This is a genomic window from Leifsonia sp. McL0627, assembly GCF_058244615.1.
Genome location: NZ_JBZCGM010000002.1, coordinates 935,862 through 950,120, shown reverse-complemented (window position 1 = coordinate 950,120; position 14,259 = coordinate 935,862). Strand labels below are relative to the sequence as shown.

The 14,259-nt window shown below is 69.1% G+C and carries 11 protein-coding genes; 5 read left to right on the top strand and 6 right to left on the bottom strand.

Features of this window, described 5'->3' with window-relative positions:
* Nucleotide 1: 1 nt before the first annotated feature.
* Nucleotides 2-3,739, bottom strand: a complete 3,738-nt coding sequence (locus tag AC37TH_RS05180; protein WP_490763270.1) for a proline dehydrogenase family protein — start codon at nucleotides 3,737-3,739, stop codon at nucleotides 2-4.
* A gap of 154 nt (nucleotides 3,740-3,893) precedes the next feature.
* On the opposite strand from AC37TH_RS05180, the gene AC37TH_RS05175 reads away from it, so the two are divergent.
* From AC37TH_RS05175 to AC37TH_RS05165, 3 genes are all read left to right on the top strand, one after another.
* Nucleotides 3,894-4,787 carry a LysR family transcriptional regulator gene (locus AC37TH_RS05175; protein WP_490763269.1) on the top strand — a complete coding sequence of 298 codons (894 nt, stop codon included), beginning with the start codon at nucleotides 3,894-3,896 and terminating at the stop codon, nucleotides 4,785-4,787.
* A 56-nt stretch (nucleotides 4,788-4,843) separates the two neighbouring features.
* Nucleotides 4,844-6,508, top strand: a complete 1,665-nt coding sequence (locus AC37TH_RS05170) for a phytoene desaturase family protein (RefSeq protein ID WP_490763268.1) — start codon at nucleotides 4,844-4,846, stop codon at nucleotides 6,506-6,508.
* Between the two features lie 80 nt (nucleotides 6,509-6,588).
* Complete coding sequence (locus AC37TH_RS05165) at nucleotides 6,589-7,155, top strand: SRPBCC domain-containing protein (RefSeq protein WP_490763267.1); 567 nt, start codon at nucleotides 6,589-6,591, stop codon at nucleotides 7,153-7,155.
* A 55-nt stretch (nucleotides 7,156-7,210) separates the two neighbouring features.
* Here AC37TH_RS05165 and AC37TH_RS05160 read toward each other — a convergent pair whose 3' ends face one another.
* Nucleotides 7,211-8,167 carry a DNA-3-methyladenine glycosylase family protein gene (locus AC37TH_RS05160; protein WP_490763266.1) on the bottom strand — a complete coding sequence of 319 codons (957 nt, stop codon included), beginning with the start codon at nucleotides 8,165-8,167 and terminating at the stop codon, nucleotides 7,211-7,213.
* Nucleotides 8,168-8,381: 214 nt separating this feature from the next.
* Between AC37TH_RS05160 and AC37TH_RS05155 the strand changes: the two genes are divergently transcribed.
* Complete coding sequence (locus AC37TH_RS05155) at nucleotides 8,382-9,626, top strand: FAD-binding oxidoreductase (protein WP_490763265.1); 1,245 nt, start codon at nucleotides 8,382-8,384, stop codon at nucleotides 9,624-9,626.
* A gap of 31 nt (nucleotides 9,627-9,657) precedes the next feature.
* Here the strand turns inward: AC37TH_RS05155 and AC37TH_RS05150 are convergent, their stop codons facing one another.
* The 3 genes from AC37TH_RS05150 to AC37TH_RS05140 all read right to left on the bottom strand — a co-directional run bounded on the left by AC37TH_RS05150 (nucleotide 9,658) and on the right by AC37TH_RS05140 (nucleotide 12,833).
* Nucleotides 9,658-10,203 carry an acyl-CoA thioesterase gene (locus tag AC37TH_RS05150; protein ID WP_490763858.1) on the bottom strand — a complete coding sequence of 182 codons (546 nt, stop codon included), beginning with the start codon at nucleotides 10,201-10,203 and terminating at the stop codon, nucleotides 9,658-9,660.
* 520 nt (nucleotides 10,204-10,723) lie between these two features.
* On the bottom strand, nucleotides 10,724-12,484 hold the full coding sequence (gene menD / locus AC37TH_RS05145; protein ID WP_490763857.1) for a 2-succinyl-5-enolpyruvyl-6-hydroxy-3-cyclohexene-1-carboxylic-acid synthase: 1,761 nt from the start codon (nucleotides 12,482-12,484) through the stop codon (nucleotides 10,724-10,726).
* A complete protein-coding gene (locus tag AC37TH_RS05140; protein WP_490763264.1) occupies nucleotides 12,477-12,833 on the bottom strand; it encodes a PLD nuclease N-terminal domain-containing protein in 357 nt (118 codons plus the stop codon). The genes menD and AC37TH_RS05140 overlap by 8 nt, the downstream gene beginning before the upstream one ends.
* 42 nt (nucleotides 12,834-12,875) lie before the next feature.
* Between AC37TH_RS05140 and AC37TH_RS05135 the strand changes: the two genes are divergently transcribed.
* Entirely contained in the window at nucleotides 12,876-13,160 is a 285-nt protein-coding gene (locus AC37TH_RS05135) for a DUF4229 domain-containing protein (RefSeq protein WP_490763263.1), read from the top strand.
* Nucleotides 13,161-13,273: 113 nt separating this feature from the next.
* On the opposite strand, the gene AC37TH_RS05130 is transcribed toward AC37TH_RS05135, so the two are convergent.
* Nucleotides 13,274-14,251: a 1,4-dihydroxy-2-naphthoate polyprenyltransferase gene (locus AC37TH_RS05130; RefSeq protein ID WP_490763856.1), complete on the bottom strand. Its 978-nt coding sequence runs from the start codon at nucleotides 14,249-14,251 to the stop codon at nucleotides 13,274-13,276.
* Nucleotides 14,252-14,259: the final 8 nt, after the last annotated feature.

The following is a 14,259-nucleotide window of genomic DNA, read 5'->3' as shown; positions in this document are numbered from 1 at the left end:
CTCAGATGACTGTTTCGGAAAGCTGCGTCGGGTTCCCGAAACGGTGGTTGGTGATCGAGATCGCCTGCTCGTGCAGGAACGGCAGCACCTCGATACGCCCGGATGGCGTGACCTCGTTGGCGTAGACGGCCACATCGGGGGTGCCTCCGAGCGCCGCGGCCAGCGCTGTGGCTTCGCCCCCGATCAACCGGATGCGGTGCGGACGCGCCGCGTGCGACCGGATGCGCGACAGCCAGTGCGCGTCGGACTCCACCACGACCTCGATCTCCCGTTCGCGCAGCAGCTGGTGCATCGCCCGCGGCAGTTTGACCGCCGTGCTCACAGAGAACGGCGACTCCGCGACGGTTCCCGCCGCCATCAGGCGCAGCAGCTCCGGGAGCCCCGCCCCTTCGGACAGCCGGATGGTGACAGGCACCGGCCGGTAGCGGAACAGGTTCCGCTCGACGCCGATGCCGGAGACGTCTTTGACCGTGTGGAATTCGGTCGCCGCGGCGATGGCGTCGCTGAGCGCCGAGCGCCGCACCACGTCGAACGCCGCGTAGTCCATCGACGACTGCCCGGACTCGATGAGGTCGGACACCCGCTTGTCGAGCCCGCGGAGGTGCAGGCTGGCACTGGAGTTGCCCGAATCCGGCACCCACGAGCCGAGACCGATCAGGTAGTTGGGGCCTCCGGCCTTCGTCCCTGTGCCGACCGATGACCGCTTCCAGCCGCCGAACGGCTGCCGCTGCACGATCGCGCCGGTGATCCCCCTGTTGACGTAGAGGTTTCCGGCTTCGACCGTGTCGAGCCAGAGCGCCAGCTCCTCGGAGTCGAGCGAGTGCAGCCCGGCGGTGAGGCCGTACTCGATGGCGTTCTGGTAGCGGATGGCCTCGTCGAGGTTCTTCGCCGTCATGATCCCGAGCACGGGCCCGAAGAACTCGGTCAGGTGGAAGTATGACCCCGGCTGCACCCCGGCCCGGATGCCGGGCGACCAGAGTTTGCCTGTCGCATCCAGTTGTTTCGGCTTCACGAGCCATTCCTCGGACGCACCGAGCGTCGTGAGAGCGTGCAGCAGTTTGCCGGACGCTGGCTCGATGAGCGGCCCCATCTGGCTCGTCGGGTCGCTCGGGTATCCGACGCGCATGCTCGTGGCCGCATCGATCAACTGGTGGCGGAAGCGTTCGGAGCTCGCGACGGAGCCGACCAGGATGACCAGGCTGGCCGCCGAGCACTTCTGTCCAGCGTGCCCGAACGCGCTCTTCACGATGTCGGAGACGGCGAGGTCGTAGTCGGCGCTGGGCGTGACGATGATCGCGTTCTTGCCGCTCGTCTCGGCGAGCAGCGGGAGGTCCGGCCGCCAGGAGCGGAACAACTTGGCCGTCTCGTACGCTCCGGTGAGGATCACCCTGTCCACTCGCGGATCGGCGACGAGCCGCTGCCCGAGGTCGTTCTCCGCCACGTCGGCGAGCGCCAGCAATTCGCGCGGGATGCCGGCCTCCCAGAGCGCTTCGACCATCACGGCGCCGGATCGCTTGGCCTGCGGCGCCGGCTTGATGATGACACCGCTTCCCGCGGCGAGCGCGGACAGGACGGAGCCGGCCGGAATCGCGACGGGGAAGTTCCACGGAGGGGTGACGACCGTGACCCTCGACGGCACGAAGCGTGCGCCCTGCACCGCATCCAGTTCGCGCGCCCTGCTGGCGTAGTAGTGGGCGAAGTCGATGGCTTCGCTCACTTCGGGGTCTGCCTCTGCGATGGTCTTGCCCGTCTCGGACGCCATCACCTCGATGAGCCTGTCGCGGTTCGCCGCGAGGGCGATCCCTGCGCGGTCGAGGACGGCCGCGCGGTCGAAGCCGCTGCGCGCACCCCAGGCCTCACCGTTGATCCCGACGGTCTGGATGAGGTGGTCGAGCTGGTCCGCTCCGGTGACGGCTGCCGCCGCGATCGTGTCGGCCCCCAACTCGGACGTCGCCGACCTGGCGAGGATCTTGCGCCCCCAGGAGCGGTTCGCCGCCAGCGACGGGTCGGTGTCCGCTGCGTTGCGGAAGCCGCGCGTCACCTCGACCTCGACGGGCACCCCGGCGGCCGCCCCGGGCGCTGCTGCCGTTCCAGACGCCGGCCCAGCTCCAGCCGCAGCTCCAGACGCCGCCCCAGTTCCGGCCGCAGCGTCCTGCCTCAGAAGCCCATCCCCGCTCGACCCGCGTCGCAGCCCGAGCACCACGCTCGTCAGCCCATCGTCGGTCCCGGCGACGGGCTCCGGCGCCGACGGCCGGGTGAAGGCGTCTGCGCTCTCCTGGTCCCACTCCCGCGAACGGTCCTGCTGCCGGTTGGGCACCGGTGCGACGCCCCACGGCTGCTGGTCTGCGTCGAGGTCGGCGATCGAGGCGAGGAAGCGTTGCTTCTCCCGCTCGAACAGCGCGGGGTTCGAGTCGAGCTCGAACACAGCGGACATGAAGTTCTCCTGGCTCGCGTTCTCTTCGAGCCTGCGGATCAGGTAGGAGATCGCGACGTCGAATTCCGACGGGTTCACCACCGGCGTGTAGAGCAGTAGGCTGCCGACCGTCTTCTTGACCGCCTCCGCCTGCGCGGTCGCCATGCCGAGCAGCATCTCGAAGTCGATGCCGGCGGTGACCCCGCGCCGCGACGCGAGCAGCCACGCGTAAGCCACGTCGAACAGGTTGTGCCCGGCGACCCCGATCTTCACCGCGTCGGTGTGCTCCGGCGTGAGGGCCCAGTCGAGCACGCGCTTGTAGTTGGTGTCTGTGGCCTGCTTGCTGCCGTAGGTGGCGAGCGGCCAGTCGTGGATGGCTGCGTCGACGCGCTCCATCGCGAGGTTCGCTCCCTTGACCACGCGCACCTTGATGGGAGCCCCACCCGATATCCGCCGGGCGGTGGACCACTCGGTGAGGGTCTGCAGCGCATCCAGGGCGTCTGGCAGGTAGGCCTGCAGCACGATCCCGGCTTCGAGCTTCGCGAACTCCGGCTTGCTCAGGATGCCCGTGAAGACCGCCATCGTCAGGTTGAGGTCGCGGTACTCCTCCATGTCGAGGTTGATGAACTTCGGCTTCGGCGACGACGCCGCGAGCTGGTACAGCGGGGTGAGCCGCTCGATCACGCGCTCGACCGTCTCGTCGAACGCCCACATCGAGAGCTGCGACGCGATCGACGACACCTTGATCGAGACGTAGTCGACATCGTCGCGCGCGAGCAGCGCCCGCGTGCCTTCCAGCCGCCGAGCCGCCTCGTTCTCTCCGAGCACGGCCTCGCCGAGGAGGTTGAGGTTGAGCCTGGCTCCGTGCCCGTGCGGGTCGTTGGGCGTGCGCAGGTGGGCGATGGCCGGTCCGAGCTTCTCCGGCGTCGCATCCACGACGAGGTGGCCGACCATTCCGCGCAGCACCCTCCGCGCGATCGGGATGACGATCCACGGCAGCACCGGCCCGAAGACACCGCCGAGCCAGATGGCGAATCGCATGTACCAGGGCAGGAACGACGGGATGTTCTTGGCGACCCTCTGCAGGTTGTATCCCGCAACGAAGAGGTCTTGCGGACGCGCGACGCCGTCGACGAATCCCACTGCGAAGTCGAGCCCCTTCGGGTCTTTCAGCACACCGGCGAGACGCTCGGCCGCCGGATCTTGCTTCGGCGCGTCTCCGTCGGTCGTCGCGGAACTCTGGGCGAGCCAGGTGCGCACGAGTTCGACCGCTTCGTCCGCGATCTGCGAGGGGCGCGCCTCGGTGCCATCCGTGTGATTGACCATGTCCACGACTGTATTCCTCGCTGCTCGGGGGATCCCTGAGGTCGGCGGAAGTTGTGGAGAACCGACCCCTGTGGAAACAGTGTGAGGCCGCAGTACCATCAGGAAAAGCGAATGTTTTCGAACAGTATCGTTCAATAGACCCGAATGGATTCCCATGCTCGACGTGCGCAAACTCCGCCTCCTGCGAGAACTGCACGTGCGCGGCACCGTCACCGGCGTCGCGGAGGCGCTCTCGTACGCCCCCTCCTCAGTCTCCCAGCAGCTCTCGGCTCTGGAAAGGGAATCGGGCGTCGTGCTCCTGGAGAAGGTCGGCCGCCGCGTCCAGCTCACCGCACAGGCCCAGATCCTGGTGCGCCACACGGCCGACATCCTGGACCTCCTCGACCGCGCGGAGGCCGAACTCACCGCCTCCATCACCACCGTCGCCGGTGTCGTGCGCGTCGCCGTCTTCCAGTCCGCCGCGCACGCGATCATCCCGCGCGCCCTCACGACGCTCGCCGCCGAATACCCCGAGCTCCGCATCGAGGTCACCGAACGCGAACCGGAGCAGGGCCTGTTCGAGGTCTCCGCCCGCGACTTCGACCTGGTCATCGCCGAGCAGTATCCGGGGAGCACGCGCGGTCTCCGCGCCGACCTCGACCGCATCGAGCTGGCCTCCGACGCCATCCATCTGGCGAGCAGCGCCGATCCGGATGCGCGGGTCACCGCCACGAGCCTGGCCGGTGCGGCGTCCCTCCCGTGGGTGATGGAGCCGCAGGGAACGGCCGCGCGCACCTGGGCGGTGCAGCTCTGCCGGGCCGCGGGCTTCGAGCCGGACGTCCGCTACGAGACGGCCGACCTCATCGCGCACATCCGGCTGATCCGGTCCGGCAACGCCGTGGGCATCCTGCCCGACCTGGTCTGGGCGGGCGAGTCCCCGAGCGTTCGCCTGACCGACCTCCCTGGCGCACCACGCCGCACGGTGTTCACCTCGGCGAGACGCTCGTCGGCCGACCGTCCAGGCGTGGTGGCGTGCCGTGACGCGCTCGCACGAGCAGTCCCCGCCTGACCCGTGAGCGACCCGCGCATTGAAGCGGCATCCACGCTCCGAATAGGCTCAGACGCATGACCGCCACCCCAGCATCCACCCCCGCGTCAGAGCAGGCGTCAGAGCAGACGCCAGAGCAGGCGCCGACGCACGATGTCGTGATCGTCGGCGGTGGCCACAACGGGCTCACCGCCGCCGCTTATCTCGCGCGTGCCGGGAAGAGCGTCATTCTTCTCGAACGTCTCGAAGCAGTGGGCGGCGCCGCGGTCAGCGCCCAGGCCTTCTCCGGCGTCGACGCGTGGCTGTCCCGGTACTCCTATCTGGTCAGCCTGCTGCCGCAGCGCATCGTCGACGACCTCGGGTTGCGCATCCGATTGGCCCGCCGCCGGTACTCCTCATACACACCGGTCCCCGGCGACCCGGACGGCGCAGCGCTTCTCATCGACAACACGGACGCCGACGCCACCGCCTCCTCCTTCGCCCGCATCGGGGCGGCCGACGACGCCGCAGCGTTCCACGACTTCTACGACACGACCGGTTCCATCGCCGAAGCGCTCTGGCCGACGGTCACCGAACCGCTCCTGACCCGCAGCGAGGCCAAGTCGCTCGTCGGCGACGACGCGCTCTGGGACTCCGTCTTCGAGCGCCCCATCGGCGAACTCATCGAGTCCCGTCTCTCCACGGACCTCGTGCGCGGCGTGGTGGCGACGGATGCGCTGATCGGCACCTTCGCGAGCGTGTCCGACCCGTCACTCGCCCAGAACCGCTGCTTCCTCTATCACGTCATCGGCCAGGGCACCGGACAGTGGGACGTCCCCGTGGGCGGCATGGGAACGGTCACTGGCGAGCTCGCCAGAGCGGCCCGCGAGGCCGGCGCACGCATCGTGACGGACGCGGAGGTGACGTCGATCAGCCCCGACGGCACCGTCCGCTACGACAGGCACGGCCACGACCGCCGGGTGATCGGCCGCCACGTCCTGGTCAACGTCGCACCGAACGTGCTCGACGCGCTGCTCACCCAGGCACCCGAGATCGCAGCATCGCCAGAAGGCGAAGCGGCGCCGGCACCCCGCCCCCGCCCCCGCGCCGAGGGCGCCCAGGTCAAGGTCAACCTCCTCCTCTCGCGTCTCCCCCGGCTCCGCGACGAGACCGTCGACCCCGCAGCGGCCTTCGGCGGCACCTTCCACATCAACGAGACCTACACACAGCTGGAGGAGGCGTATGCCGGGGCGGTCCGCGGCGTCATGCCCGACCTCATCCCGTGCGAGATCTACTGTCACTCGCTCACCGATCCGAGCATCCTCGACCCGGAGCTCGCCGCCTCCGGAGCTCAGACCATCACCGTGTTCGGCCTGCACACCCCCGACCGCTGGCTCACCGACGACAACAACGACGCCACCAGGCAACGGCTCCAGGATGCGGTGCTCGCCTCCCTCAACTCGGTCCTGGCCGAACCCATCGAAAGTCTCCTGCTCACCGATGCGGACGGCAATCCCTGCATCGAGACGAAGACCACCAAAGACATCGAGCACGCGCTGAACATGCCGGGAGGCAACATCTTCCACGGCCCGCTCTCCTGGCCGTTCGCCGACGACGACGACCCGCTCGACACCGCGGCACGCCGGTGGGGCGTCGCCACCGAGCACCCGCGCATCCTGATGTGCGGCTCTGGCGCACGCCGCGGCGGCGCCGTCAGCGGGCTGGGCGGCCACAACGCCGCGATGGCGGTGCTGGAGGGCTGATCCGTGTGAGGACTCACACCGCATCCACTGCCGCAAACCCTGCAACGTGACTAGTGTGAGGGTTTAGCGGGAGGTGCACCATGATGCCGCAACCAACAGGTCGACTCGTACGCAAAGACGACGGGGTCTACGTGGTCCTGGACAGGATCTTCAAGTCTCCGATCGAACAGGTCTGGGCCTCGTTCACCCGATCTCCGCGTCTGGCCGAGTGGATCGGCGAGACCACCGGACTGGCGTCCACCGGAGCCGCCCGGTTCCGGATGAACGTGGACGGCGACGTCGGCGAGTGGGAGAACGTCACCATTCTGGAGTGTGAGGCGCCGCACCGGTTCGCGGTGGACATCGGCCCCTCCGACACGTCGCGCCGAATGTTCGTCCACCTCACCGAGTCGAGCGGTCACACCACGGTGACCTTCGGCCAGCGCCTCCGCTCACTGACTGAGGAAGCGGAGATCGGCGTCAGCTGGGACTACTACTTCGACCGTCTGATCGCTGCGCGTGCCGGCAAGGCGATGCCGAACTGGAACGACTACTACCCGGCGTTGCTCGAGCACTACGAGAACCTGTGCCGCGAACTCAACCAGGACATCAAGGCCGAGCACGCGACCCTGCACGCGGTCGAACGCGGGACAGGCACGACGGGCTGACGAGCTGCGGGCTGACGAGCGGACGGCTGACGAGCGGACGACCGCTCCCTCCCGCTCAGTGCCAGCGGTGATCCTGCAGCGTGATGCGCGGCCCCCGACGCTCGAACCGGTGCCCGCTGGCGAGGATGAGCCGGATGACGCGCTGACGGTGCCCCGCCCACGGTGCGAGCAGTTCGAGCATCCCATCGTCGTCGACCCGCTGCCCGGTGAGCGCTTCGCCAACGTAGTGCGCGAGGTGGTAGTCGCCGACACTGACGATGTCCGGATCGCCCGTCGTCCTTTGCAGGGTCTCCGCCGCCGTCCACGGACCGATCCCCGGGATGGTCTTCAGCGCGCGGGCCGCGTCCTCCCGCGTCTCAGCGCGGTCGACCGCGCGTTCGAGGGAGGCGGCGACGGCGAGCGCCGCCTGTGCTGTGCGAGCCCGTCCGGGATCGACGCCCGCGCGGTGCCAGTCCCACGACGGGACGCCGCGCCACTGGGCGACGCTCGGCACGACGCGCATCCCCTCCGGAGCAGGACCGGGGGCGACCTCGCCGAACCAGCGCAGCAACCGCGCCCACGACCGGTACGCCTCCAGACTCGTCACGCGCTGCTCGATCACGGCGGGCAGCAATGCCTCGATCAGCCGGTTGGTGCTGGAAAGCCGTAGCCCGTCGTTGCGGCGTCGGCTGTCGTGCAGCAGGGGCGTCGCGCTCACGTCGAGCCCGCCCCAGTCGTCGTCTCTGCCGAGAAGCGCGGGCACAGCGTCGATCGTCCACTCGGCGCCCGGCCCCCACGCCGTCGCCCGGATGCTCCCGTCTGCTGCCGGATACCGGATGCGCACGGTCGCCGCCCCCGCCGGCGTGCGGAACGTGCGCCACACCCCTCCCGCATCCCACCGGGTGGTCGGGTCGTGCGGGCCGCGGCCGAGCACGGAGAGCGTGCTCCGCACATCCACCGGGGAGGCTGGACGGTAGACCGTGTCGACCGCGCCACCGGCGGCGGCCGGCGCTGCGGGGAGGACGGTACTCATGCAGGGAATGCTACGTCAGGGCTCTGACGATATCGTCTGTGATTCCCACTGTCGGCGGTGTCCCATACATTCTCGTCATGGGAATCGAAACTAAGACCGACGCTGTCGCGCGCCTGCGCGACGCCATTGCAGGAACTGTCCACCTCCGGGGGAGGAGGGGCTCGCGGCTCTGGTCGCGGGCTTCAACCCGACGGTCGTCCACGATCCGGACATCGTGGTCGCCGTCACCGATGAGAACGACGTCGCCGAGGCCGTCCGCTTCGCGCGGCACACCGGCATCTCGGTGCGGGTGCTGGCAACCGGCCACGGGTCGGAAGTGCCGATCGTGGGCGGCATGATCATCGCAACGCAGGCGCTCGATGCCATCGCCATCGATCCGGATGCACAACTCGCCGTCCTCGGCGCCGGCGTGCGCTGGGCACCCGTCATCGAAGCGACCGCAGAGTACGGGCTCATGCCCGTCACCGGCTCGTCGACCAGCGTCGGGGCCGTCGGGTACACGCTCGGCGGCGGCCTCGGCCCTCTCGCGAGAAGCCACGGCTTCACGTCCGACTGGGTGCGCGCGTTCCGCGTCGTCACAGCGGAGGGCGAGCTGGTCACAGCCGACGCCGATACCAACCCCGATCTCTTCTGGGCGCTTCGCGGCGGCAAGGGCGGCCTCGGCGTCGTCACCGAGATGACCATCGAGCTCGTCGCCCTGCGCACCCTCTACGCCGGAAGCGTCTTCTTCGAGGGTGACGCCATCGCCGACGCGTTCCGCGCGTGGATCGACTGGTCGTCCGCGCTGCCCGAGGAGGCGACCACCTCGGTCGTCTTCCTACAGATCCCGGATATGGAAGGGCCACCGCCGCCGCTCCGAGGTCGCTCGCTCCTCAGCGTGCGCTTCGCCTTCCCCGGCGACGCGGAGGAAGGCGAACGCCTGTTCGCGCCGATGCGCGCCGCGGCGCCGGTGTATCTCGACCTCGTCGGCGAGATTCCCACCACAGCCGTCGCGACCATCCACAACGACCCGGAGGAGGGTGGCCCGAGTTGGATCAAGGGCCTCATGCTCGGCACGTTCGACCAGCAGGCTGGCGATGCGCTCTTCGCCGTCGCCGGTCCTGGCACGGACTCGCCATTCCTGGCATTGGAGATCCGCCAGCTCGGCGGCGCGACAGCCACCGACGTCCCAGGGGGATCAGCGGTCGGCGGACGCGACGGCCGATACACGGTGTCGACCATCGCGGCGAACCCGGCGACCTTCGCCGAGCTCGCCCCTGCTCGCGCCGCGGCCGTCGCGGAAGCGCTGGGCGACCGCGTCTCGAAGGTCACCAACGTCAACTGGTCCGGCGACCTCACCGACGCCACGACGTTCGAGCACACCTGGCCCCCGGCGATCTTCGACGGTCTGGCCGCGGCGCGCGCCACCTGGGACCCGGAGGGCGTCTTCGCGTTCGGCCCGGCCACAGTCCGCAGCTAGGAAGATTTGACTGCGCCGAGCGTCTGGTCGGTCACTCCGCCCAGACGCTCGGCGCGTCGGCCTTCGTCGACGGGAGCGCGGCGTCCGCACCCCACTTCACCAGCCACTCCGGCACCGTCACATCGGTGGGCGACGGGCCCACCGCCTCCAGCAGCTCTTCGATGGTCACGATGCCTCCGCCCCTCTTGAGGAAACGACCCCGGATGAACGCCTGCGTGTAGATCTCACCGTCCACCGTGAACCGCTGCTCCACATACACCGCCCGCTCATCGAACCCCAGGATGCGCGACTCGACCACGAACGGCTGCCACAGCTCCAGCGATTTCCGGAACGAGATCGTCTCCGACGCGACCACCGGATACCACCCGCGCTTCTTGAAGATCGCCCACACCCCGCTGCGGCTGAGCAGGTCGAACCGCCCGATGTCCGCGATGGACAGATACACGCCATTGTTCATGTGCTTCAGAATGTCGAGGTCGGTCGGCAGAACCCGGAACCGGGTTCGCGCGACATCCCAGTGCCCCAGCCGGGCGCCGAAGCGCGACAACAGGAAGTGAAGCATCGTCCGGAAGATCATGTGCACCCGGTCATGCTAGCCAGCCGCCAACGAACCTTCACTTCCGTTGTCGAGAGCCTCCAACCGACCGCGCGAGGCGTCGCGGCGAGTTGTGCGTTCCGGGAGGGTTGGGGGCGCGACGGCGCCACCCGACGCCGTATCTTCTGCGTCGCCTGATCCGCTACGGGCTTCAGAGCTTGCCGCGCGGCAGTCTCTGCGAGTTGCAACGTACCACGCGCGTCGAGGATGGCACGAAGGAGCGGGACGGGCGCAAGTGTCCATTCATATTAAGAATGTTGTCTGTATCAGTACCAGACATCACATCGGTCAGCGCGTGGACAACACATCTTTCCCCCACTAGGATCGACCTGAAAACGTTGCATGAACATCAATGTTTACGTCCTTAGCATCCCGCCCCTCGGGCGGGATGCTTTGTTTTACGGCACCGGCACCGGCACCGGCACCGGCGGAACTCTCTCCCGTTCGCGGCATCGGCCCAACCCGGATGCGGCGGAGCGTGTCGCCCGCTTCCGGTGGACGCTCAGCGGTCCAGCGGGACCTCGACGATACTGACACCCGCCGGGGGCGCCGACAGCGCCTGGTCGAGGTCGCCCTTCGTCCGCACGATGCGGTGTGCCCAGCCGTAGGCCTGCGCGAGCATCGCGACGTCGACACGCTGCGGCGTGTAGAGCACACGGTCGAACGCACCGGCCCCGGCGCTCGACGCCACCTCGAGCCCGTCGAAGATCGTGCCTCCGCCGTCGTTGCCGACGATCACTTGCAGGTGCGGTCGTCGCTCCCCTTCGCCGAACAGCAGCGAGCCGACGTCGTGCAGCAGCGCGATGTCCCCGAGCAGCACACGAGTGACCCCGGACGGCGACCCTGCGGCCTCCGCCGCAGCCTGGCTCTCCAGTGCGATGCCGATCGCCGTGGCGATCGTCCCGTCGATGCCGGCGAGCCCGCGGTTGGCGTGCACCCGCAGCTTCTTGCCTGAGACGATGCGGTCGGCGTCGCGCACCAGTCTGGATGCGCCGAACAGCAGCCGGTCGTGCGGCCAGGTGTACCGCCAGAGCGCTTCCGCGAGCAGCGGGCGGGTGATGGGGGCGCGGACGGCGGCGAGTTCCGCCCTGGCGAACGCGAGGGCGTCCGCCCGGTCGTACGAGCGCGCCTTGTCGACGTCCGGCGCGGTGGCGGCAGGGTCGGCCGCCTGCTCGGCGGCCTCGATGAGCCTGCGGCTGCCGAACACCCAACTGCCCACCCACGCACGCACTTCCGGCGACCGCAGGTCGATGGATGCGGGTGGCAGCACTCTGCCGACGACGCGTGCGCGATGCCCGGGGTTGTACGCCTGCACACCGCGCGGCGCGACGACGATCACCTCGACGTTCGCCCTGGTGAGCAACGCGGGCACTTCGCGGCTGAGCGTCGGATGCCCGAACACGACGGCGCGCTCGACGCGACCGCCGAACGTCTCCTCGCGGAGCAGCTCTCGGTACGCGACGACGAGGCTCGGCCCGAACCGGGATCCGCTCGACACCTCGGCCAGCAGCGGTGCTCCCGCCGCGCGGGCGAAGTCCTCCGCGTCTGCGCCGGCATCGGCCCCCGCGATCACGACGGTGCGGGGACCGTCTGCGAGTTCGATGGTCTCCCTGCCGAGCGCCTCCGGCCCTGCCGTCTCCGGCCGTTCGCCGGTCTCGACGCGCCCGAGCTCCGGCACAGCGACAGACAGCGGCTCACGGAAGGCGACGTTGAGGTGCACGGGCCCCGGATCGCCGGTGTCGGCGCCGACCGCTTCACGCACGGCGGCGAGCGCGATGGCGGCCGCCGCCTCCGGTTCGTCGTCGATGCCGATCGGCGCTGGGATGTCGCGGGTCGAACGCACGGCGACGTCGTAGAGGCCGTCCTGCTGTGTGGTCTGGTTGGCGCGGATGCCGCGCAGTTCGTCCGGACGGTCGGCGGTGAGGACGATCATCGGGACACCGGACTCGTGCGCTTCCAGAACGGCGGGGTGCAGGTTGGCCGTCGCCGTGCCGCTGGTGGTGATGACGACGGCCGGCGCACCGCCCTCGCGTGCGAGGCCGAGCGCGAGGAACCCGGCGACGCGTTCGTCGATGCGCACGTGCAGCCGGGCGGAGCCGGACCGTTCGAGTTCGGCGGCGACGAGGGCGAGGGCTTGCGAACGCGATCCTGGACTGACGATCAGGTCACGGACCCCTGCGCGGACGAACGCGGTGAGGAGTGCGATGGAGTAGTCGGTAGCTGGGTTTCCCGTGCGGGCGGGTTGTGCGGGGCGTTCACCCATCCCGGCGGCCGGTTTGGTCGTTGTCTGGTCCGTTGTCATCGAGGTCGGAGAGTTCTTTCTCCAGCTGCCGGATGCGCTCCTCCTGGTCGTGGTCGACGCGGAGGCGCTTGAGGAATTCGGGGTCGTCGTCCGGTGCGACTGTCCGGCGGCCCAGGCCGTTCTTGCGGCGACCTCGTCCGATGAGGAACCAGAGCACCCCGCCGATGACCGGGAACAGGATGATGATGAGAAGCCACACGGGCTTGGGAAGGCCACGCACTCGGGATCGGTCGAATAGGGCGCAGTCTGCCACGGAATAGATGTAGAAAACCGCGGCAGCGACGCCGAGGACTATCCAGAGGCGAACCATGGGTCAATCGTAACTCTCAGAGAGTGTCTCTAAGCTGGGAGGGTGAAACGCATTCCATCATGGGTCACATACACGGTGCTCCGGCTGCTGATGTTCGCGATCCCCCTCGCGATCCTGCTGGCGCTGCGCATCGACTGGTGGATCGCCGTCATCGCCGCCGCCCTCATCGGGCTCTGCCTGTCGTACATCTTCCTCAGCAAGCCGCGCAACGCGGTCTCGAAAGACCTCTACGACGCCACCCATCGTGACAAGCCGGCCACCACGGTCGACGACGACGCCGAGGACGCTGTGGTCGACGCCACCGAACGGCACGACACGGCGTCTTGAGCCCGTCGCGCTGCCGGTTCCATCGTGAACCGTCAGCGCCCCGCTAACCCTCGCCGGCCTCCGAGCGCAGCTGCGACGCAGAGCGCATACTCGGAGCAGAGTGCATACGCGACTCAGAGTGCGTACGCGGCTCCGAGCGCCAGGGCGACCAGCAGCCCGGTGAAGCTGGTGAGCTGCAAAGCCGTGACGAGTTCGCGCGGCGTCTTGGCGAACAGGGTGATCGCGCAGGCGGGCAGCGCTGCCAGGAGGGCGAACATCCCGAACCAGGCGATCGGGTACAGCAGCGCGATCACGGCCAGGATTGCGAACGGGACCAGCAGGAGCACGCAGAAGACGATCCGGGATGCGACGTTGCCGAGCAGCACCGCCAGGGTCCGCTTGCCCGCCTGCTTGTCCGGCTGGATGTCGCGGATGTTGTTGACCATGAGGACCGCGCACGCTATGAGCCCGGCGATCACCGCACCGAACCAGGCCTCCTGGTTGACGATCCCGGCGAGCATGTACGTGGTCCCGGCCGTCGCGACGAGCCCGAAGAAGACGAAGACGAACACCTCGCCGAGCCCGAAGTACCCGTACGGCCGCTTCCCTCCGGTGTAGAACCAGGCGGCGATGATGGCCGCCGCACCCACGAGGATGACCCACCAGTGCTGGGTCAGCAGCACGAGTGCGAGCCCGGCGAGGGCCCCGAGCGCGAAGAACACGAGGGCGACGGTGAGCACCCGTTTGGGAGCCGCCCGGCCCGACCCGGTCAGCCGGCTCGGCCCGACCCTGTACTGGTCGGTGCCTCGGATGCCGTCGGAGTAGTCGTTCGCGTAGTTGACGCCGATCTGCAGGAAAACCGCGACGGCGAGGCAGAGCAGCGCGCGCACCGGGTGCCAGATGCCGACGCCGTCCGCGACCTTGGCGGCGCCGACGCCGATGATGACGGGCGCGATGGCCAGCGGCAGCGTGCGCAGCCGCGCTCCGGCGATCCAGTCGGATGCGGTGGCCGGCTTGACCTTCACCTTGGCAGCCCCCGGCCGTCCGCTCTTGCCGCCGTTGCGGCGCTGAGCGGGCGTCATCCGTTGCATGCGTGGCTTGTTCTGACTCATCACAGAGC